Source organism: Pseudomonas sp. MAG733B (assembly GCF_036884845.1).
In the GTDB taxonomy this organism is placed as follows: Bacteria; Pseudomonadota; Gammaproteobacteria; order Pseudomonadales; family Pseudomonadaceae; genus Aquipseudomonas.
The window spans coordinates 4,457,430-4,478,130 of the sequence record NZ_CP145732.1; the positions used below are offsets into that span (position 1 = coordinate 4,457,430).

A 20,701-nucleotide genomic window follows, 5' to 3' on the forward strand; every position below is an offset into this window, starting at 1 on the left:
CAGTATGACTGAATGAGATACGACATGAATTTGCTCCCGGTTTTCCTGGCCCTGATGGAAGAGCGCAACGTCACGCGCGCGGCCGAACGACTGGGCATCACCCAGCCTTCGCTGTCCAATGCCTTGTCGCGGTTGCGCGACATGCTTCAGGACCCGTTGTTCATTCGTGAGCGATACGGGATGCAGCCGACCGAAAAGGCCGAAGCGCTGGCACCCGGTATCGCCGCCGCCGTTGCACATCTGGACGAATTGGTGCTTGGACAGCAGGGTTTCGACCCGGCGAAAGCGCAGCGTCAGTTCACACTGGCGCCGACCAGTTACGTTGAGTTCGTGTTGATACCGCGCATCGTCGTACGCCTGCGTGAACAGGCGCCGGGCATCAGTCTTCGGCTGGTGCCGTTTGGTGCCGACCTGACAGAGACCGGCGTGACCTCCGGCGCAACGGCAATGGTGTTGGGACGCATCGTCGACCCACCCGACAATCTGGTGGTGCAGTCGCTGATGGAAGATGGCCTTGCCTGCGTCGTTCGCGCCGACCATCCGCAGATCAACAAACGGATTTCAAAACAACAATACGAACAGCTGCGGCACGTCACCGTACTGCCGCCCGGTCGTTTGCGTGCGGGTCTGTTTCAGGCGCTCCAGCGTCAGGGCTTGCGGCGCGACGTGGCTGTTTCGGTAACGCACTTCCTGGCCATCCCGGAACTGATCGCGGCGACGGATTACTGCGCGACGCTGCCCAAGCTGATCTGTCAGCATCTGGCCCGCGACCCGCGCTTGAAAGTGCTGGCCACCCCGCTCGACCTGGGCACATTTCCAGTGGAAATGGCCTGGCATGTTCGCTACCGCCACGACCCTGCGCACCAGTGGTTGCGCGGGCTCGTCGAAGAAGTTGCTCGCGAAACCGTGCTTGGCCTGGCGATGTAAGCCTGCGGCTGCGGCGACCGAAATTTACGACAATTAACAACTCCTAACACCAGACCTCGCAAGGGTCGCCCTAACATGGAGGCCTACTCAAAACGCATTCACCGAATCGTGGAGCCGACATGAGAAACCATGAATTTGAGACATCGAGCGAACCCGACGATCCCGCGCGGCGAGAGCTGATACGCGCCACCGGTGTCGTCGCGATCGGAGGCCTTGTGGGCTCTTCCCTCGGCCTGACCCTGCCATCCCAGGCCCAGGCTGCCAGCAGCCCGGACGCAAAAAACCTGGGCTCGCGTCTTCGTGGTGTGCAGCATTTCGGTATCACGGTGCAGAACATGGATCGTGCATTCCAGTTCTACACCGAGGTCCTGGGCGGCACGGAAGTGATGCGTGATGGCGACTTCTTCGGTGATCGCATCCAGAACACCCTGCTACTGAGTGAAGAGGTCCAGGCGGTGGAGGACGGCGTCAACCCGCTCACGCTCGGTGTGCCCGACCTTCGCAGCGGCGCACAACGTCTGGATGTCAGGTTCATTCAGTTCGACAACGTGGTGATTGAACTGCTCCAGTACCGCAACAAGGAGCAACCTGCCGGCGGCGCCGACAACTTCGCGCCGGCACGGGAACTCACCAGCCCTGCATTCCCGCGCTCGATGCATGTGTGCTTCTACATCCGCGACGACGTCGATTTCAACCAGTTCGTCCGCGACCTGGAAGCAGAGTCGGCCCGACGTGGCATGACCAATGTGAAGGCGAACCGGATTGTCAGGGCGACCACCAATGCACAACGCCTTGGTGCACCCATCGACAGCAACACCAACGCTATCACCGAGGGACCTTCTGCCGGCTGGTCCTTGATCTACTGCAAAGGTCCGGAGGGCGAACAGCTGGAGTTTGTCCAGGTGCGCGGGCATGCGAAACAAGTGTTCGATGGGGCCTACGAGGCTCGGCGCAAGGCTCTCGGCAACTGACTTTCCCATTCTGCGACCGGGGACTTCGATGAAAATTTTCGCGTCGTCAGTTCTGCTTGCGCTTTCGCTGACGTGTATTTCGCCGAGCCATGCCGAACCCCAGACGCTGGTGGTCGGGCAGATAAATCTCGGTTTCTACACGGCCAGTGCGGCGGTGGTGAAAGAGGTACTAGGTCGGCTCGGCCATCATCTGCAAGTAGTCGAGGGCAATCACCCCGATATGTACGGCCGCTTGGGACAAGGCGAAGTTGATCTGTTGATCGCCTCCTGGCTCCCTCATGCCCACGGCCAATTGCAGGCACCGATCGCCGATCGACTGGTGGAGGCTTCCACGCTCTACGAGGATGCGCGCCTGTACTGGGCGGTCCCGGCTCACGTGCCGGTCGAGACGGTGCGCTCGATCGATGACCTGAAAAAACCTGAAGTGCTCGCACGCATGGATCCGCTCATCGTCGGCGTGGGGCCGGGTTCAGGCTTGATGAATGGTTCCGAGCGGGTCATGCGCAGCTACAGCCTGCAAGCGGCGGGATACAACCTGAAGGTTGCGCCCGCCCCCGAGTGGTCGCAGCGGTTGGCCGATGCCTCTGCCAATGGCCGCTGGATGGTGATGCCCTTGTGGCAGCCGCAATACCTGAATGCGCTGTATCCGGTCCGGATACTGGAAGACCCGCAGCAGATCTTCGGTGTGGATCGCGCCGTGGTAGTGGTCCGCAAAGAGGTTTGGCAACAACTGCCCGAGCGCTCGCGGGAGGTAATCGGGCGCATTCATCTGGGAATCGCGCAGGCCACCGAGCTGGAGCGCCGAATGATGGTCGAGGGCATTCCCGCCGAAGACGTTGCCCGCGACTGGATGGCCGCCAATCCGGCCACCGTCGAGGGCTGGTTCCAAGAGCAATGATGGTGCTCGAAAGCGTCCCCTGGCCCCCTACAGCAGGGCCCTGTTCAAACAGGAGAGATTGCGATGAAAATGCTGAGTATCCACCTCCCGGCCTCAGTCCTGGCGGCGTTCATCCTGGTCACTATGGCAAATGCCCAGCAACCTGAGGTTGGCGAGGTTGAGGTGGTTGCCGAACTCGACATCACCCCCGGCAATGTCACAGCCTCGAAGGATGGACGAATGTTCGCCAGCGTTCATGGCATGCGCCGTGGCCCCGTCCAGCTGGTGGAGATTACCGGATTCAATAGCTACGCCGCTTTTCCGAATGAGAGCTGGAATGCCAAGCCGGGTAGCGGACCGGATGTGATGAACACGCCCCACGGCGTGGTCATCGACAGCCGCGATCGGCTCTGGGTGGTCGATCACGGCAACTGGATGGATAAACCCCAGCCTGCGAAGCTGGTGGCGTTCGACATCAATACGCGACAAATGGTCAACCGTTACGACTTCAGTGCCCAGGTTGCACCTGCGGGCCAGATCCTCCAGGACCTGGCCGTCGATGGCGAGCGAGACTTTGTCTACGTCGCAGACTGTGGCCCGGATCCCGCCATCGTCAGCGTCGATATCAAACAAGGCATGGCGCGCCGTTTTAGCGGCCATCCGTCGCTGGCCGCAGAGAACGTTGAGCTGGTAGTGGAAGGCAAGCCTCTGCTGTTCCCCGGCGAAGGTGGAAAAATGGCTCCCGCTCGCGTTGGGGTCAATCCCATCACGCTGTCGGCTGATGGCGAGACCCTTTACTTCGGCCCGATGAATGGCACCAGTTGGTATTCCGTGCCGGCGAAGCTGTTTCGTGAGGGCGCTCCGGATGCGCAGATCGCCGCCGCGATCACCCGGGTGGGCTCGAAACCGATTTCCGATGGCGCGGCAACCGATGCCGAGGGCAACCATTTCATCACCAATCTGCCGGACAACGGGATCGACGTGCTGACGCGCACCGGCGAGCTGAAACCGCTGGTCCGCGACGAACGTTTCCTGTGGCCCGACAACGCTCATTTCGGCCCGGACTCCTGACTCTACGTTGCCGTTAACCAGCTTCATCGCAACCCCATCTTCACCGGTGCGGGGGATACCGGCAAACCGCCCTACCTGATCGTGCGGATCTGGACCGGTACAGAGGGTCAACCGGGACGCTGATGGTTGCACAAGCCCTGTCCCGTGTTCGCGAGACCGGCTCTCTTTGCGCGATTGGTGCCAGGCCGGCATCATTTTCCGAGCCCGGCACCCTCTACTCCATCGCCCGGAGTACGTCGGCCAAAACCCTGAGTTCACGGGTTTCGAAGCCTTCGGTGAAACGAAAGTAGACCTCCTCCAGATCTCTCCTGGCTTCGCTGCTTTTTCCGTCTTCTACTCTCGTTCTCGAAACGACCTGCGCGACCCTCAACTCCCAGGTCAGCGCAGATTGTTGTTTTGCACACTCCAATGCCCGCCACAGCAGATCGTCTATTTGCTTTCTGTCGACCGGTGACAGGCTCATCATCACCTCAGCCTTCGTTCGCAACAGGTCCGGCAGATTGAAGTGACCACTCGTTTTATCGGCCAGCTCGATCGCTTCCTCGATCGAGGCCAGCGCATCCACAGGCTCCCCACACTTGAGCTGCGCTTGAGCAAGCGCCTGAAGTGCGTCCGTCCTCACGACGCTCATTTTGGGTGGCGGCAGCAGCTCCAGGCATTTACACAGGTCGTCAGCAGCGGTCCGAAACCGCCCTCGCTGGAGCAACAGCAAACCATTGAGGAAAAAAATAACCGGTTTACGTACCGCCACCTTGTAGTCCTGGGCGACATTCTGCAGTTCCTGGATCAGGTCTGCGGCCCTGTCCAGCAGGCCATTGCTCAGCAAAATCGGGAAGCACAGCGTCACGCATAGATAGAGCGAGTCCGGATTTTGCCTGCTCTCGGCAATGGCACTGGTCGCCAGTTGCAACGCCTGCACCGGCATGCCTCGAATCCACTTCACGCGCGCCTTGCCAAGCCTGGCAACCACGTATTCCTTGGTCTCGAAGTAATGCAATGGACGCACTTCGTGTCGAGCAAGCAGCTCAAAGCTTGCCGTATAGCTTTCGTCGGCTTCCAACTGATGCCCCAAAAAATGCAGCGAATTGCCCTCCATCCATCGTGCGAGAATGGCCTCGGCAGGGTCGCCCTGGGTCTTGGCAATGCTCGCGTAACGTTTGCTGACAGACAGTGACTCCTTGAATCTGCCGTTTGCCATCATCGCCAGATGCAACCCCGCCAGGAAATGGAACATGGACCGGACATCACCCAATTGCACCGAAAGCTCCAGCCCGCGCTCTACCACAGGTGTCATGACGCCGTCGTAGTCACCGCCGGAGTAGTACGTGATGGCCGTAGAATCCAGTAGCTCGAGTTCCGTTTTCGTCGAACGAAACTGCTCAGGCAGTCTGCTCAACGCCCGTTCGCAACAGCGCTTGCACTCCCTGAGCAACCCGAACTCCAGTAACAAGGGCGCCGCCATGCAACTGAGCTCAACCGCCAGCGCCAAGTCGCCTGACTCCGAAAATGCCCACTCGATGGCCGCTCGGACGTTACCCATTTCCAACGGCCGCAACAGCTCGCTCGCGAGACCGGACTCGACACTCGCTTCCTTGATTTTTCTGAGTTCGCCCGCGTAGTAGAGCGCATGGAGACGGGCATAATCATTGCGATGTTCGAGCCCGACGAAGCGCGAGGCGGCGTAGGCCCGGGTAGTCTCGAACAATCTGAACTGCGGCACTGGGTGTGTTGGCGCGATGGCGACCAGCGACTTGCTCACCAGATTACTGACGGCCTCCCCTACCTGATACCCATCGATTTCTTCGTCCTTGGCCACCGCAATGGCGGCGTCCAGCGGGAAATTCCCCCAGAACACCGAGAGCCGATAGAGAACCTGCCGATGCTGCTCGATCAGTAGATTGTGGCTCCAGTCGATCATGGTTTCGACGGTCTGTTGCCGAGGGCAGGCGTCCCGGCGGCCCTCCCAGTGCAAGGTGAGCTGGTGCGCGACCATGTCAGCGATACCCTTTACACCATAGGTCGCCACCCGACTGGCAACCAAGCCGATAGCATGGGGATTTCCATCCAGCTGGCGGCACAGCGCGGCGACGGTGGGTGCATCATCGTCATTCAAAGGGTTCCTGACGCCTCCCTCTCTTGCGCGCTCCATGAACAACTGGATGGCCGGCCAGTAAAGCGCCTGCCTTGCCGTCAGGTGTTGCGCACCGGGTGGCGAAGTCAGGGGCCGCAGCAGGTAAACGGATTCGTCGTTGACCCGCAGCGCTTCCCGGCTGGTATTCAAGAAAGACACACTTGTGGTGCCGTCGACAATTTGCTGGCAAAGCAGCGCAACAGCGCCGATCAGATGCTCGCAATTGTCGAAAATGATCAGAGCCTTGTTCGCCGAGAGAACGTCCAGCAGCCCAGGGAAGAGTTCGGTGCCTGGAGGGCTGTAGCCGATAGTCGCCGCTAGCGCTTCGGCGACCATTTCACCTCGCTCAAGGGAGCTCAGGTCTACGAAATGGACCGCCTCACCGAATTCGCCGAGAAGACCATGGGCGACCAGCACGGCCAGGGTTGTCTTGCCAGCGCCCGCGGCGCCGACGACGCTGACCAGTCGTCGCTTCAAAACCATCCGGGACAGTTCAGTCACACAACTGTCCCGACCCACTGCAGATTTCAATGGCGCCGGTAGACTCGGCGACGCGTGGGTGACGTTGCTCGCAGTCAATGGAGGCAGGATCGCAGAGTTCAGACCGCTCCCGGATACCTGCGGCGCAGTTGAATCCGGGGACTGGATTCGCTCGACCGCAGAAACGAAGCAGTACCCGCGCCTCGTCACGCTTGCGATGTATCGTGTGTCGCTCTGATCACACTCCAGGGCGCGACGGATATTGGCGACCTGCACACGCACATTTGATTCTTCGACAACCAGCCCCGGCCAGGCGAGCGTCATCAGTTCCTGATTTGTCAGCACCTTGCCATTGCTTTGAACCAGCGCAGTGAGGATGTCGAAGGCCCGACTGCCCAGGAGCACCTCCACGCCACTTTTCTGAAGGACGCGCATACCTGGGTAGAGGCAGAACGGCCCGAAAGAGTACACATCGTTCATAGTCTGTGCTCCTCGGTAGGAAGGAGAAGGTGAAGGATGGCAGGTATACAAGCGATTTCAGGACACTGGATACGCTCGGGGCCACCCTTTCAGGATTAAGAACCCCACGAGACTTGATTGATATAGCAGGCCAATCACAGCATCTTTGATTGCTCTTCACAGCTAGCTGGCATCGAATATGCTGCGGTTGCGCATATCCGCCGAGCATGGTTCAAGTCACCTTCCATGGGTGCTGACGCCACTTCTCCTGGAAGAACTCGATGAACACTCGAATGCGCGGGCTGAGGTGTTTTCGGTCCGAATACAACAGATAAACCGGCTCAATGATTCCGGATTTGAACTCTTCCAGCAGCGGCACCAGGGTTCCGGCCTTTACGTCCAGGCCGATGTGAAAATCGGCCAACTTGACCACACCGGCGCCGGACAGCGCCATGTCCCGTAGAAGATCACCCTGAGTGAATGACGCACTGGGCGTTACGGGCACGGAAACACCCTCGCCTTCCTGAACAAACGACCATTTGTTCCACGGGCTGACAAAGCTGAAATGGAAGCAACGGTGGTTCAGCAGGTCAGCCGGAACCGTGGGGACACCGTGCTCGGCCAAGTAGTCGGGCGAAGCCACGATCAGCCACTCACATTCCCCGATTCGCTTGGCAATACGTGAAGAACTGGGCAATACGCCGCTGTGAATAGCGATATCGAGCCCCTGTTCAAAATGGTCGACAAACTGCGCGCCCAACTGCAGCTCAACATCCAGGGACGGATACAAGTCCAGGAATTCAGGCAGCCAGGGCACGATCTGGTGCTTGGCAAACGTGGTCATGGTATGGATTCGAAGGGTTCCACTGACCCTTGAAGGCAAAGCTTCAGCCAGGGAGTCAGCCTCGTTCATCGCCTCAACGACTGCCTTGGCACTGCGCAGGTAGGCCGCGCCCTCCTCGGTCAGCGTAAGAACCCGCGAGCCTCTTTGAAAGAGCCGGACTTGCAGCCTGTTCTCCAGACGCGTGATCAATTTGCTCACAGCCGAGGGCGTAATGTTGTGGACCCGAGCCGCCGCCGAGAAGCTTCCACACTCGGTTGACCAGATAAATGCGAGCAGCTGTGTGTAGTTGTCCATTTCCGGTCCTGGCGTAAGGGGTTGAGTGTCCCGCGTCCGCATCGATTACAGGAAAACGCGCCGAAGCGCGTTTTCCTGACCGTGTCGCTTACCTGATGAACTGTTCAATATAGTCGTCCGGCAAGCCCAGAGACTTGTAATGCGCGCGGGCGCTTTCCAGCTTGGTGAAGACATCTTCATAACCGACCGCTACGCCCAGAGGATCGACATAGGTGTAGCCGCCCTGAACATGGAACCAGGTGATCATTTCCTCGACGTCTTCCGGCACGAACAGGGTGTGGGTCTCCCCCGGAGGCTCATACGCAAATGAGCCTTCCTCGGCAATCCAGTCATGTTCCAGATAGAACCAGCGCCCCTTGAGCACGATCGCATGCACGCCACCGGTGTGGCGGTGACGGGAAAGCACACCGGACTGCCGCACCCGCAAAAGATTGATGTAGTAGCCGCCCGAGGTATTGAGCAGCAGCGGCTTGAACGACACGGTTTTGGTGACCGGCACCCACAACTCATCATCTTCCAGCCATTGCGTCATGACACCGGGGTGAACCATATCCGGGGTCATGAACGGGACTTGCGGCAACTGGTAGGCAATCGCCAATTCATCAGGTTTGACGGGGGTATTCATGTGTGGCCTCTCGGTTTTTTTTTATGCATTCACAGGGCGAGAACTGCGCCCGGACTTCGACTGAGAGAAAGGTTATGAGAGTGCTGATTCGATGAAAATAGCTACATTTGCACATCAGGTGTGACGCTGGGGCATAGCGAAAATCAGTGCCTGCCGGGGCGGTTACGGGGGCACGCCGACCAATGAAAATGCCCGCAAAAGCGGGCATTTTCGGCTGGGTGTTCGCGGCTACGCGGCCGGCAATCGGCTACTCACACACGAGGGTCGGCGTAGAAGTCGATGATCGCCGGCAGCACCAGCTCAGGCGCCTCCAATGTCGGGCTATGCCCTATCTTGCTCAGCCGCATCAGTTTCGAATTCGGCAGCTCTCGTTTCATCTCATCGGACCACGCGGGAGGTCGCGGCATGTCTTCCTCACCGTTGATGATCAGCACCGGGATCTTGATCGATGACAGCAGTTCTACCGAGCTTTCACGGTGCATGACGCCTTTCATCGCCGGACGCAGTGATTTCGGCAACACCTCGATCCGATCGCGCCAGTAAGCCACCAGCGCCTGTTTATCGGGGTTGTTGCGCGTGGTCTTGCCGAACATCACTTCCATGGTCATGTCGAGAATATCTCCGACGAAACCTCGCTCCCCCGCGTCGACTACCCATTGCGCGAATCGGGCGCCTTGCTCGGGCGGCTCACCGCACGCCGAAGAGCCCGCGACGACCAATGAACGGAAAAGCTCCTGGCGCCTGGCAATCAGCCGGAACGCAACATCGCCGCCCATGGACTGGGCCATGACGTTGATCGAATCGAGCTCCATTCTTTCGATCAACGCCTCGATGTCGTCGGCACACTTGTCCATGGTGATGATATCGACATCATCCAGGGCGCTTTTGCCCTGCCCTCTGAAATCGGGCCGGATGACCCGAAACTTGCCGGCTGCGGCCTGGACCAGACCCTCAAACATTGTCCCGTCGAGAAAACAGGAGTGCAGGCACAGAACGATTGGCAGATTGGCTTCACCCGTGTCTTCAACCCACAGTGTCGTGCCATTGACCTGAATGTGTTTACCGTGCGAATTGGCGACTTCTAGCATGTTGATTCTCCTGACATTGGACATCCCCGCGAGGGAATTTTTTATAGGTTGCAGGTGCGGCGTTCCAGCCGGATTGGCGACCTCAATGGGCCATGTTGCAGGACGCTTTGGACACCAGCGCCCGATCGTGTTTGAGGAACCACCCTGTGGTTTCGCGCGTAAAGAACGCCGTGACGAATGCAGCGACGATCATCAGCCCGGAAATGAAATACAGAGCGTAGTTGTAGCCAGCCACCTGATCGAAACCGCCGCCGGCACCAATGAACATGCCGATCACGAACGGCCCGAAACCGCCGGCGTAGATACCCACGTTGACAATCGACCCGGCAATGCCGGAGGTGCCGGGCTTGGCCGAATCGAAGGCAATCGCGTACAGCAACGTGTAGGGCGCGTTCATCGCAAACCCGGCAAACAACTGGATGCAGACCAGCCAGGTCAAACTCAATGAGGTGAACTGGAAGAGGTACATGCCAACCGCCAGCCAAGCGAAAACGATCATCAGGCAAAGCTTGCGACCCATCCGGTCGGAGATCCAACCCCAGACGATTTGCCCGATGCCACCGGTGATGGTGAACAGTACGGAGTACGCCGCCGCCTCGGCGAAGTTGTAATGCGCCACGAACGCCAGGTACTGGGGCAACCAGAAGCTGATGCCGAAGTAGCCAACGATAGCCAGCATAGAGACGAGTGCGATGGTGCTGATGTTCGGATTGCGCATCGCCGACCGAAAGGCGCCCTCAGGTGCAACCACCGTCCCGTGAGCCGCGCTCAACGCTGGAACGGTTTCGCCGACCTCACGCACATGCTCGACGAACGAGTCATATCTTTTCTTGGTGCAAAACCACCAGTAAACAGAAAAGATAATGATCATGGGCACCGGGAACAGCAGAAACGCCAGGCGCCAGTTTTCCGGACCGTAGGCGTTCAACAAGGCACTGATCGCCAGACCGCCGATCAACGTGCCCCACGGATAGCCCGTGTGATGTAGCCCCAACGCAAACCCGCGCCGCTCACGGGACCACCACTCGGATAATGACGTGACCTCGATCGCCTCCCCCGCACCGCCGAAGGCATGGGAAATCACCTGCAATGCCACGAGCATGCCCAGTGAAGCGGTGAGGAAATTGAACCCTGTCAAAAAGGTAAACAGCGTGTAGGCAATGACGATCGGCAGATGGCGATACTTCCTCATCCAGCCTTGCCCGCCCTTGTCCGCCCAGATCATGCAAGGCACAGCGATCAACGAGGTGGCAATCGTGATGAACGCCGCGAGCAAACCCGTCAGCTCCGCGCTGGTTTTGAATTCGCTGGTGATCGAGGGCAACACCATGAAGAACATCTGACGTGAATTGGCGTCCATGGCGTAGACCAGCCACAGCAACGCCATGGCGCCCCACGAAGCGGTTCCGGCTCCCTTGGAAACCCGCGTGAACGAGGGAATAACACCAGCTTTATCTTGAGCGAGTCCCATAGGATCATCTCCCGCCGAGTTTTATTTTTATTTTCCCCGGCAGTTGAGCAACACAGAGTTGTTTCAACGTCGGGTTTGCGGGTGGCGCTTGACGCTGGAGGCCACCGTTTGAAGATTAAAAGCTCGACGGGATTTGATTGATATAGCTGGAAAATCACACCTGCTTTGCCTTACAGGCACAGGAGAAATGGCATTCGGGATGTGCCCGGCCATTAACGCCAGACGATGCTGTCGACCACTGAACCGCTTACAATCACGCCTTTCCACTGCATTCAGAAAGGCAACAAGGCTATGGCGCTCGACCCTCCCACGATGTTGACCCTCTCGATTGCCCTCGCAGCGGCGGCTGCGCTGTACCTGGTGATCGAGTGGCGCAGCATTCGTGAACCGTCGCTGCTGTTCTGGAGCGCAGGCTTTGCGACGATTACCGTGGGTTCAACGCTCGCCCTGTTGCGCGGGATCGGTCTGTTGCTGGTGGGCATCTGGTTCGCCAACGGCCTGCTGGTGTTGGCCCACTGGTTCTTCCTGGTGGGTGTCGCGCGCTTCACCCAGGCGCGCCTGTCCCGTGCCTGGTATCTGATTTTTGTCGCCTGGCTGGCATTGCTGTTGCTGCCGGACGAACCTTCGTGGTCAAAGATCATGCTGCTGGCTAACTCGCTGTTGGTCGCCCTGTTGTCGCTGCGGGCCAGTTTCCTGCTGCGGCCCCACGGCAAGTCGCTGAGCGTGGGGGCGGTTCAGCTGCGTTACGTGCTGCTGGTCCATGGGCTTTTCTATCTCGCCAAATCGATAACGGCTGTGGTTCCAGGAACGCTGATCGACCTCGCGGCCTTTCGTGGCGAGATCATTCAGATCTCCCTGGTCGAAGGCGTGATGGCGATCATGCTGATCGCGCTGTCGATGACCGGGACCGAGCGCTATCGACGGGAGAAACAGATCGCCCGGCTGGCCGAACGCGATCCGCTGACCGCCCTGTACAACCGCCGCGCCCTCGAAGTGCGGGCACCGCGCCTGCTGAGTGAAGTATCGAGCGCTCGACCGGGCGCACTGCTACTGATCGATATCGACAACTTCAAACCGGTCAACGACCTGTACGGCCATACCGCAGGCGACCGGTTGCTGGTGTCGCTGAGCGAGATGATCCGCTCGGTATTGCCCGAAGACGCGCTTGCCGCGCGGTTGGGCGGCGACGAGTTCGTCATCCTGCTGAGCAACGCGTCGAAGGAGCGAATCGTGCAGATGGGCAACGCATTGCGTGATCAGTTCCACAGCGCCGCCGCGCAGACATTCACCACGCCTGAAGCGGTGACCCTGAGCATCGGCGCCAACTTGTTCGACCATCCGCCGGCCAGCCTGGCGACATTGATCGAGCAAGGCGACGCCGCGCTCTATGAATCCAAGCGTGGCGGGCGAAACAGTATCCGTCTGGTCGACCGTACCGTGGCGAGCGGCGAGCCCGCACGCTAATTCAGGATGCTGCCCCTTCCCCCATCACATCCTCCGCCCAACTGATCGCCGCCACGACGGTGGGGAAACCGATCGTACTGGTCAGTGAAATCAGGGTGTGTCGGATCTGCTCCGGCGTAGCACCCGCCTCCAGTGCCCGGCGGGTATGGCTGTGCACCGCGCCTTCGGAGTGGATGGCCGCAGCAGCGCCGAGCTGGATCAGCTGGACGATTTGCTCGTCCAGCGGCCCCGCGTGACGCACCGCCGTCCCTAATGCCTCCACGGCATCCAGGTAATCCGGATAGTGCTGCTTGAGATTTTCGTAGGTCGAGTGCGCTCTCTTCTTTGCCATTTTGATTCCTCCGAAAACCGGATGCGGGCCTGCGCCGACGGGCGTATTCCCAGCGATGTTTACCCCGTTTCACAAGGCTTCGCTCCGTGAAAACTTGCGAAAACCGACAGTAGGCTAAGCTTAGTGCAGCTTATTGCCCACGATGCTCGCGGCGGCAGTTGTTGGATTTTTCTGGAGAGCGTCTGCAACAGCTATCTCAGACAGACCCAAACAATTTGCGCAGGATTGCCGTAATGACCGAGCCTTTTCTCAGTTTTGACCAACTCAAGCGTGCTGCCACCTCTGGCGAAATCGACACCGTCCTGGTGTGCATGGTCGACATGCAGGGACGGCTGGTGGGCAAGCGATTCCAGGTCGAGTTTTTCATCGACAGCGGTCATGAAGAAACCCACTGCTGCAATTACCTGCTGGCCGACGACATCGACATGGAGCCGGTGCCAGGTTACGCCGCGGCCAGTTGGAGCAAAGGCTACGGCGATTTTGTACTCAAGCCCGACATGAGCACCCTGCGCAAGGTGCCGTGGCTGGAATGCACAGCGCTGGTGCTGTGCGATGTGCTCGATCATCACCATCGGCAAGACTTGCCCCACAGCCCCCGGGCGATCCTGAAAAGACAGGTCGAGCGCCTGCGTCAGCGCGGCTATACCGGCATGTTCGCCTCGGAACTGGAGTTCTACCTGTTCGACGAAAGCTACGAGGCCATTCACAGGCGCAACTACCATAAGCCGAAAACCGCCGGGCACTACATCGAGGACTACAACATCCTGCAGACCACCCGCGAAGAGCCGGTGCTGCGGGCGATTCGCAAGCATCTGCAGGCCTGCGGGATTCCGGTGGAAAACTCCAAGGGCGAATGGGGGCCGGGGCAGGAAGAAATCAACATCCGTTACGCCGACGCCATGACCATGGCCGACCATCACGTCATCATCAAGCACGCCTGCAAAGAGATCGCGCAACTACAGGGCAAGGCGATCACCTTCATGGCCAAGTGGCGCTATGACGCCGCCGGGTCCAGCAGCCATATTCACAATTCGCTGTGGGACAAGAACGCCAAGAAGCCGCTGTTCTACGATGCCAAGGCCGAGTTCGGCATGTCCAAGCTAATGCGTGCATGGGTCGCCGGGCAGCTCAAATACGCCAATGACATCACCTGCTTTCTCGCGCCCTACATCAACTCCTACAAACGTTTTCAGGCCGGCACCTTCGCACCGACCCGTGCGGTGTGGAGCCGCGACAACCGCACAGCCGGTTTCCGTTTGTGCGCCGAGAGCAGCAAATCCATCCGCATCGAATGCCGCATAGGCGGTGCCGATCTCAACCCCTACCTGGCCTTCGCCGCGCTGATCGCGGCAGGGCTGGCCGGCGTCGACGAAAAACTCGAGCTCACCCCGCCCTTCGAAGGCGATGCCTATCTCGACGAGCAATTGCCGGAAGTTTCCAAGACCCTGCGCGACGCCAGTGCCGCGCTCCAGGGTTCGAGCATGTTGCGTGAGGCGTTCGGTGATGAAGTGATCGACCACTACGTGCACACCGCCGAATGGGAACAGAAAGAGTACGACCGGCGGATCACCGACTGGGAATTGCAACGCGGCTTCGAACGCTATTGAGGCGATCATGACAGCAACGATTCAACTCATCTCGCCGGTCGATGGCCGAATCTACGCCGAACGTCAGTGTGCCGATATCGCGCAGATCGAACAGGCACTGGCAGCCGCCGCACACGCCCAGGCGCAATGGAAGCGCCGGCCACTGAATGAACGCGCGGCTTTTTGCAGCGCCGCCGTGGACGCGATGCTGGCCATGAAAGCTGAAATCGTCCCGGAACTGGCCTGGCAAATGGGCCGTCCGGTGCGTTTCGGCGCGGGTGAATTGCGCGGTTTCGAAGAGCGGGCGCGATACATGATCGGCATCGCGCACGACGCGCTGACCGCACTTGAACCCACGCCCATCGCCGGCTTTCGACGGCAGATCAAACGTGAACCGCTGGGCACGGTGCTGGTAGTCGCGCCGTGGAATTACCCCTACCTGACCGCGGTCAACACGATAATCCCGGCGCTGATGGCCGGCAACAGCGTGATCCTCAAACACGCTTCGCAAACGCTGCTGGTGGGCGAGCGTTTCGCCGAAGCCATGCGCCGCGCCAATTTGCCCGAAGGGCTGTTCCAGAATCTGCTGCTCGACCATGTGTCGACCGGGGCAGTCATTGCCTCCGGGCGCGTGCAGCAAGTGAACTTCACCGGCTCTGTAGAGGCCGGCAAAGTCATGGAAAACGCCGCCAGCGCAAGATTTCTCGGCCTGGGCCTGGAGCTTGGCGGCAAAGACCCGGCTTACGTGCGCGCAGATGCCAACCTTGCGCATTCGGTAGAGAATCTGGTGGACGGCAGTTTCTTCAATTCCGGGCAGAGCTGCTGCGCGGTCGAACGCATCTACGTCGACCGGAAAATCTATCCGGAGTTTGTCGAGCGCTTCGCCGAACTGACCCGCCAGTATGTGCTGGGCAATCCGCTGGACGAAGCCACCACCCTCGGTCCGCTGGTGACGCCGGGCGCGGCGTTTTTCGTCCGTGCGCAGATCGCCGAAGCCGTGGCCCAAGGCGCGACGGCGCTGATCGATCCGCAGGCCTTTGCCGCCGACGTGCCGGGCAGCGCCTACCTCGCGCCGCAGGTGTTGGTCGACGTCACCCATCAAATGTCGGTCATGCGCGATGAAAGCTTTGGTCCGGTGGTCGGCATCATGCCGGTGAACAGCGACGACGAAGCCATCGCCTTGATGAACGACAGTGAATTCGGGCTCAGCGCATCGATCTGGACCCAGGATCTCGCCGCCGCCGAACACCTGGGCAACGAGATTGAAACCGGCACCGTGTTCATGAACCGCTGCGATTACCTCGACCCGGCGCTTGCCTGGACCGGGGTGAAAAACAGCGGCCGCGGCGTCACGCTGTCGCGCCTGGGCTACGACAACCTGACCCGCGCCAAATCCTTTCATCTGCGCCACGAGATCTGAGCCATGAGCCTGACTGGAAACTGGAACTACCCCACCAGCATTCGCTTCGGTGTCGGCCGCATCACCGAACTGGCCGAGGTCTGTCGCAGCCAGGGTATCCAGCGACCGCTGTTGGTCACCGACAGTGGCCTGGGACGGGCACCGATCACCACGGCAGCGCTGGACTCGTTACGCGACGCAGGTTTGGCCGCTGCACTGTTTTGCGACCTCAAGCCGAATCCGGTCGAAGCCAACCTGGCCGGCGGGCTCGATGCCTGGCGCGCGGGCAACCACGATGGCGTGGTCGCTTTCGGCGGCGGCAGTGGCCTGGACATGGGCAAGCTGATTGCGTTCATGAGCGGCCAGACTCGCCCGGTCTGGGATTTCGAAGACATCGGTGACTACTGGACCCGCGCCGATGAAAGCCGCATCGCCCCGATCATCGCGGTGCCGACTACGGCGGGCACAGGCTCTGAAGTGGGCCGTGCGGCGGTGATCATCGACGACCGCACTCACACTAAACGGATTATTTTCCACCCGAAAATGATGCCGCGGGTGGTCATCAGCGACCCGGCCCTGACCGTCGGCATGCCCGCCAAAGTCACCGCCGGCACGGGCATGGATGCGTTGTCGCATTGCCTGGAATCCTATTGCGCCCCCGGTTTCCATCCCATGGCCGATGGCATCGCGGTTGAAGGCATGCGCCTGGTGAGTAGTGCCTTGGTGCGCGCCGTGCACACGCCTTCCGACCTCGATGCGCGCGGGCAAATGCTCGCGGCGGCGGCGATGGGCGCCACCGCTTTTCAGAAAGGCCTGGGCGGCATGCATGCCCTCGCACACCCGATTGGCGCGCTGTACGACACCCATCACGGCATGACCAACGCGACCCTGATGCCCTACGTCCTGAAATTCAATCGCCCGGCCATCGAAGAACGCATCACGCGCCTGGCGGCCTACTTGCACCTGCCCTCCCCAGGCTTCGACAGTTTCATGGCTTTCGTTCTCAAATTGCGCAAAGACGTTGCCGTGCCGCACACGCTGTTCGAGTTGGGCGTGGACGACAAACAAGCCGACCTGATTGCGGACATGGCGGTTGTCGACCCCTCGGCGGGTGGCAATCCGTTGCCGTTGACCAAGGCTGGCGTGGCGGAAATTTTCGACGCGGCTTTCCACGGCCGGCTCTAGAGCAGTCGACGGTCCATGGTCGAAACGGCAACACGCAGCATGGACGTGTTTTACCGGTGGCAAACGGAGCAGTACGACAAGGGGTTGAAGGCCAGCCCATCCGGAGATCCGGATGGATGCGTATCAAAACCTGAAGGGGCACACAACAATGAACCCAGCAAGCCAGCCCGGCACCGACGCGCCGCATGACGATGACGTCAAGGTGCTGCACAGCATGGGCTATGCCCAGCAGCTCTCGCGCCGAATGGGCGTTTTCTCCAACTTTGCGATTTCCTTTTCGATCATCTGCATCCTTTCCGGTGGCATCAACTCACTGGCCCAGGGCACTTCGGGTGCAGGCGGTGCCGCGATCGGCATCGGCTGGCCGATCGGTTGCCTGATTTCCGGGGTGTTCGCCCTGGCCATGGCGCAGATTTCGTCGGCCTATCCCACCGCTGGCGGTCTGTATCACTGGGGCTCGATTCTCGGCAACCGCTTCACCGGTTGGCTCACGGCCTGGTTCAACCTGCTGGGGCTGGTGACAGTGCTCGGTGCGATCAACGTCGGCACCTATTACTTTTTTTTCGGCGCTTTCGGCCCGGCACTGGGCATGGAGGACACCACCACGACACGGGTGATTTTCCTGGCCATTCTCACCGGAGTCCAGGCCTTGTGTAATCACCTGGGCATCGGCCTGACCGCCAAACTCACTGATTTTTCCGGCTACCTGATTTTCGCCACCGCACTGGCGCTGACCGTCGTCTGCCTGATCTCGGCACCCAGTTATGAGTTCTCGCGGCTGGTGACCTTCGGCAACTATTCCGGCGAGGCTGGCGGCAGCGTCTGGCCACAGGTGTCCAACGGCTGGATCTTCATGCTCGGCCTGCTGCTGCCGATCTACACCATCACCGGCTACGACGCCTCCGCGCATACTTCCGAAGAGACCCGCAACGCGGCGATGTCGGTGCCCCGGGGCATGGTGATGTCGGTGATCTGGTCGTTGCTGTTCGGCTGGGTGATGCTCAGCGCCTTCGTGTTGATGTTGCCGAGCATGGACGAAGCGGCCACCCATGGCTGGAGTGTATTTTTCTGGGCCATGGATACGCAGGTGAACCCTACGTTGAAACTTGCGCTTTACGTGGCGATTTTTATCTCGCAAGTGCTCTGCGGACTGGCCACGGTGACTTCGGTTTCCCGCATGATCTTCGCCTTCTCCCGCGATGGCGGCCTGCCGTGCTCCAAGGCACTGGCCTCGGTTTCGCCGACCTTTCGCAGCCCGGTGGCGGCCATCTGGACCGGCGCCACGCTGGCGGTGTTGTTCGTCTGGGGTTCGTCGGTGATCTCGATCGGCGAGACGCCGGTCTACACCATCGTGGTCTCCTGCACGGTGATCTTCCTGTTCTTCTCCTTCGTCATTCCCATCGTGCTGGGCCTATTTGCCTACGGCACCTCGAAGTGGCCGACCATGGGCCCGTGGAACATGGGGCGTTTCTGGTACACGGTGTTCGCCCTGCTCTCGGTCCTGTCGATGGTGATCATTTTCATCATCGGCATCCAGCCGCCGAACGAGTGGGCGCTGTACATCACCATCGGTTTCCTGGTGCTGACGGCCATCGTCTGGTTCGGCTTTGAAGCGCGACGCTTCCAGGGGCCACCGGTGGGCGACATGATCGTCAAGCGTCAGGCTGCCATTGCGGCGGCTGAGGCGGCCTTGAACAAAACCGGAAGTTGACTCGGATAACCTTGAAAGTCGGTCACTGAGCCTGTGCGATACGGCTCAGTGATCGTCATCCTCTCAGAATTTTTCCGGAATGCGCCTGAGCGGATAATCCGGCTCGCGATAGCCGCCGGGCTTCTGCCGCTTGGGCAGCACTACCTTTTCACGCGGCACATCTTTGTACGGAATGCGGCCGAGCAAATCGGAAATGATGTTGAGACGGGCCCGTCGTTTATCGTTGGAGTTGGCCACCAGCCACGGTCCGTGATCGGTGTCGGTCGCCTCGAACATGTCGTCGCGGGCGCGGGAATAGTCGTACCAGCGGCTGTATGACTTGAGGTCCATGGGCGTCAGCTTCCAGATTTTGCGTCCATCCTTGATCCGCGCTTCCAGTCGACGGGTCTGCTCATCAGGGCTGACTTCCAGCCAGTACTTGAGCAGGATCACGCCCGAGTCGACGATTGCGCGCTCCACATGGGGCACTGACTTGAGGAACGTGACCACCTGCTCTTTGCTGCAGAACCCCATCACGCGCTCGACACCCGCGCGGTTGTACCAACTGCGGTCGAAGATCACCACTTCGCCGGCGGCAGGCAAGTGCGGCAGGTAACGCTGCACGTACATCTGGCTCTTCTCGCGTTCAGTCGGTGCTGGCAACGCCACCACCCGAAACACGCGCGGGCTGACGCGTTCGGTGATCGCCTTGATCGTCCCGCCCTTGCCGGCGCCATCGCGACCCTCGAAGACGATACAGATCTTGATGCCTTCCTTTTTCACCCACTCCTGCAACTTGACCAGCTCGACGTGCAGTCGGCGCAACTGTTCAAGGTAGTCTTTGTTCGACAGCTTCAAGCTGCCAGTGGGATTAACTTTGGAGGCGCTCTTTTTATCCTTTGCCATGGCCCATTCCTCACCGATTGGCACCGACGATTAACTGGATGAGTCTAGTCCATCCTCACCCGCCAAGAGCGATGATCGCGGTGATCAATACCGCGCCGGTCACCGCCAGCGCGACCCCGCCTTGCCAGGGTTTTCCGCCGGCGTATCGCGCCAGTATCCAGCCGGAAATGAACAGCACCCCGAGCCCGACCAGGTTCGATAGACGCACGGCCAACCCTGTGTCGTCGAGCAACAGGAATGGCACCACGAGCGGGAATGTCGAGAGCACGACCAACAGGAAAACCCCGAACGCGCCGATGAAATCGTCCCAACCCAGGCGCGGCTGTACCGATGTGCCGGCAAACGCGACCAGGCGTCGACGCAGCGCCTCCAGTTCCTCGGTACCGGCGGCTGCCGAGAGGCGCGGCGGCAGTGCCTCGGCAATCAGCGCCTGTCCCGCCGCGTCCGTCCCGCTGCGCAAACTGGCCAGCAATGAGCGATTGCGCGTGCGCTCGATCAGGGTTCGCAACAAATACATAACCGCATCGGCGAGCCCCCAGGCGAGGTTGCAGCCGAGCGCGGCGTACATCATCGTGCGTTCCGCTTCCTGACCTCCCGTGGCAACGCTGATGGTGCCGGTGAACGTCATCGCCATGAGCAGACCGAAGATCACTTCCGTCACCCGATCGACAGGATCGAGCACACGTGCGCGCTTTTGCAGTTCAGTGCCTTGCATGCGTCCCACCTCGCGGTTCCGTACTCGCGTGATACCCGGTTTATCAGCTGCACTTCATTGTAGATTCAAAAAAATCTGACGCTGGTGTGGTGGGCTGCGAGTTAATCAGCAGGCGATTGGAAGAGCCCCTATAATCGCGCCAATTCGTCTACCCTCACAGTGCGCCGGGCAGCATTGAGCTTGCACG

Annotated in this window: 17 protein-coding genes; 9 read left to right on the forward strand and 8 right to left on the reverse strand. The window is 60.0% G+C overall.

Going from position 1 to position 20,701, the window contains the following annotated elements:
- Positions 1–24: 24 nt before the first annotated feature.
- From V6Z53_RS20310 to V6Z53_RS20325, 4 genes are all read left to right on the forward strand, one after another.
- Positions 25–927, forward strand: a complete 903-nt coding sequence (locus V6Z53_RS20310; protein WP_338581397.1) for a LysR family transcriptional regulator — start codon at positions 25–27, stop codon at positions 925–927.
- A gap of 119 nt (positions 928–1,046) precedes the next feature.
- On the forward strand, positions 1,047–1,898 hold the full coding sequence (locus V6Z53_RS20315; RefSeq protein ID WP_338581398.1) for a VOC family protein: 852 nt from the start codon (positions 1,047–1,049) through the stop codon (positions 1,896–1,898).
- A 28-nt stretch (positions 1,899–1,926) separates the two neighbouring features.
- Entirely contained in the window at positions 1,927–2,796 is an 870-nt protein-coding gene (locus V6Z53_RS20320; protein WP_338581399.1) for a glycine betaine ABC transporter substrate-binding protein, read from the forward strand.
- A 63-nt stretch (positions 2,797–2,859) separates the two neighbouring features.
- Complete coding sequence (locus tag V6Z53_RS20325) at positions 2,860–3,846, forward strand: L-dopachrome tautomerase-related protein (protein WP_338581400.1); 987 nt, start codon at positions 2,860–2,862, stop codon at positions 3,844–3,846.
- Positions 3,847–4,060: 214 nt separating this feature from the next.
- Here V6Z53_RS20325 and V6Z53_RS20330 read toward each other — a convergent pair whose 3' ends face one another.
- The 5 genes from V6Z53_RS20330 to V6Z53_RS20350 all read right to left on the reverse strand — a co-directional run bounded on the left by V6Z53_RS20330 (position 4,061) and on the right by V6Z53_RS20350 (position 11,238).
- Positions 4,061–6,937 carry a winged helix-turn-helix domain-containing protein gene (locus tag V6Z53_RS20330; RefSeq protein WP_338581401.1) on the reverse strand — a complete coding sequence of 959 codons (2,877 nt, stop codon included), beginning with the start codon at positions 6,935–6,937 and terminating at the stop codon, positions 4,061–4,063.
- A gap of 211 nt (positions 6,938–7,148) precedes the next feature.
- The gene (locus V6Z53_RS20335) at positions 7,149–8,054 is read right to left on the reverse strand and encodes a LysR family transcriptional regulator (RefSeq protein WP_338581402.1); all 906 of its coding nucleotides are present in this window, start codon (positions 8,052–8,054) and stop codon (positions 7,149–7,151) included.
- 88 nt (positions 8,055–8,142) lie between these two features.
- Positions 8,143–8,679 (reverse strand): 2,4'-dihydroxyacetophenone dioxygenase family protein, encoded by a 537-nt coding sequence (locus V6Z53_RS20340; RefSeq protein WP_338581403.1) that lies wholly within the window; start codon positions 8,677–8,679, stop codon positions 8,143–8,145.
- Between the two features lie 251 nt (positions 8,680–8,930).
- Positions 8,931–9,767 (reverse strand): alpha/beta hydrolase, encoded by an 837-nt coding sequence (locus tag V6Z53_RS20345; RefSeq protein WP_338581404.1) that lies wholly within the window; start codon positions 9,765–9,767, stop codon positions 8,931–8,933.
- An 82-nt stretch (positions 9,768–9,849) separates the two neighbouring features.
- A complete protein-coding gene (locus V6Z53_RS20350; protein WP_338581405.1) occupies positions 9,850–11,238 on the reverse strand; it encodes an MFS transporter in 1,389 nt (462 codons plus the stop codon).
- Positions 11,239–11,529: 291 nt separating this feature from the next.
- Between V6Z53_RS20350 and V6Z53_RS20355 the strand changes: the two genes are divergently transcribed.
- Positions 11,530–12,702, forward strand: coding sequence for a GGDEF domain-containing protein (locus V6Z53_RS20355; protein ID WP_338581406.1), 1,173 nt, complete (start codon positions 11,530–11,532; stop codon positions 12,700–12,702).
- 1 nt (position 12,703) lies between these two features.
- Here the strand turns inward: V6Z53_RS20355 and V6Z53_RS20360 are convergent, their stop codons facing one another.
- Positions 12,704–13,033 (reverse strand): carboxymuconolactone decarboxylase family protein, encoded by a 330-nt coding sequence (locus V6Z53_RS20360; RefSeq protein ID WP_338581407.1) that lies wholly within the window; start codon positions 13,031–13,033, stop codon positions 12,704–12,706.
- A 233-nt stretch (positions 13,034–13,266) separates the two neighbouring features.
- Here V6Z53_RS20360 and V6Z53_RS20365 point away from each other — a divergent pair, with 233 nt between their 5' ends.
- The 4 genes from V6Z53_RS20365 to V6Z53_RS20380 all read left to right on the forward strand — a co-directional run bounded on the left by V6Z53_RS20365 (position 13,267) and on the right by V6Z53_RS20380 (position 18,914).
- Positions 13,267–14,640, forward strand: coding sequence for a glutamine synthetase family protein (locus V6Z53_RS20365; protein ID WP_338581408.1), 1,374 nt, complete (start codon positions 13,267–13,269; stop codon positions 14,638–14,640).
- A 7-nt stretch (positions 14,641–14,647) separates the two neighbouring features.
- The gene (locus V6Z53_RS20370; RefSeq protein ID WP_338581409.1) at positions 14,648–16,039 is read left to right on the forward strand and encodes an aldehyde dehydrogenase family protein; all 1,392 of its coding nucleotides are present in this window, start codon (positions 14,648–14,650) and stop codon (positions 16,037–16,039) included.
- 3 nt (positions 16,040–16,042) lie between these two features.
- Complete coding sequence (locus V6Z53_RS20375; protein ID WP_338581410.1) at positions 16,043–17,203, forward strand: iron-containing alcohol dehydrogenase; 1,161 nt, start codon at positions 16,043–16,045, stop codon at positions 17,201–17,203.
- Positions 17,204–17,351: 148 nt separating this feature from the next.
- Complete coding sequence (locus tag V6Z53_RS20380) at positions 17,352–18,914, forward strand: amino acid permease (protein ID WP_338581411.1); 1,563 nt, start codon at positions 17,352–17,354, stop codon at positions 18,912–18,914.
- Positions 18,915–18,977: 63 nt separating this feature from the next.
- On the opposite strand, the gene ppk2 is transcribed toward V6Z53_RS20380, so the two are convergent.
- A complete protein-coding gene (ppk2, locus tag V6Z53_RS20385; RefSeq protein WP_338581412.1) occupies positions 18,978–19,799 on the reverse strand; it encodes a polyphosphate kinase 2 in 822 nt (273 codons plus the stop codon).
- Between the two features lie 55 nt (positions 19,800–19,854).
- Positions 19,855–20,514, reverse strand: a complete 660-nt coding sequence (locus tag V6Z53_RS20390) for a hypothetical protein (RefSeq protein ID WP_338581413.1) — start codon at positions 20,512–20,514, stop codon at positions 19,855–19,857.
- Positions 20,515–20,701 lie beyond the last annotated feature (187 nt).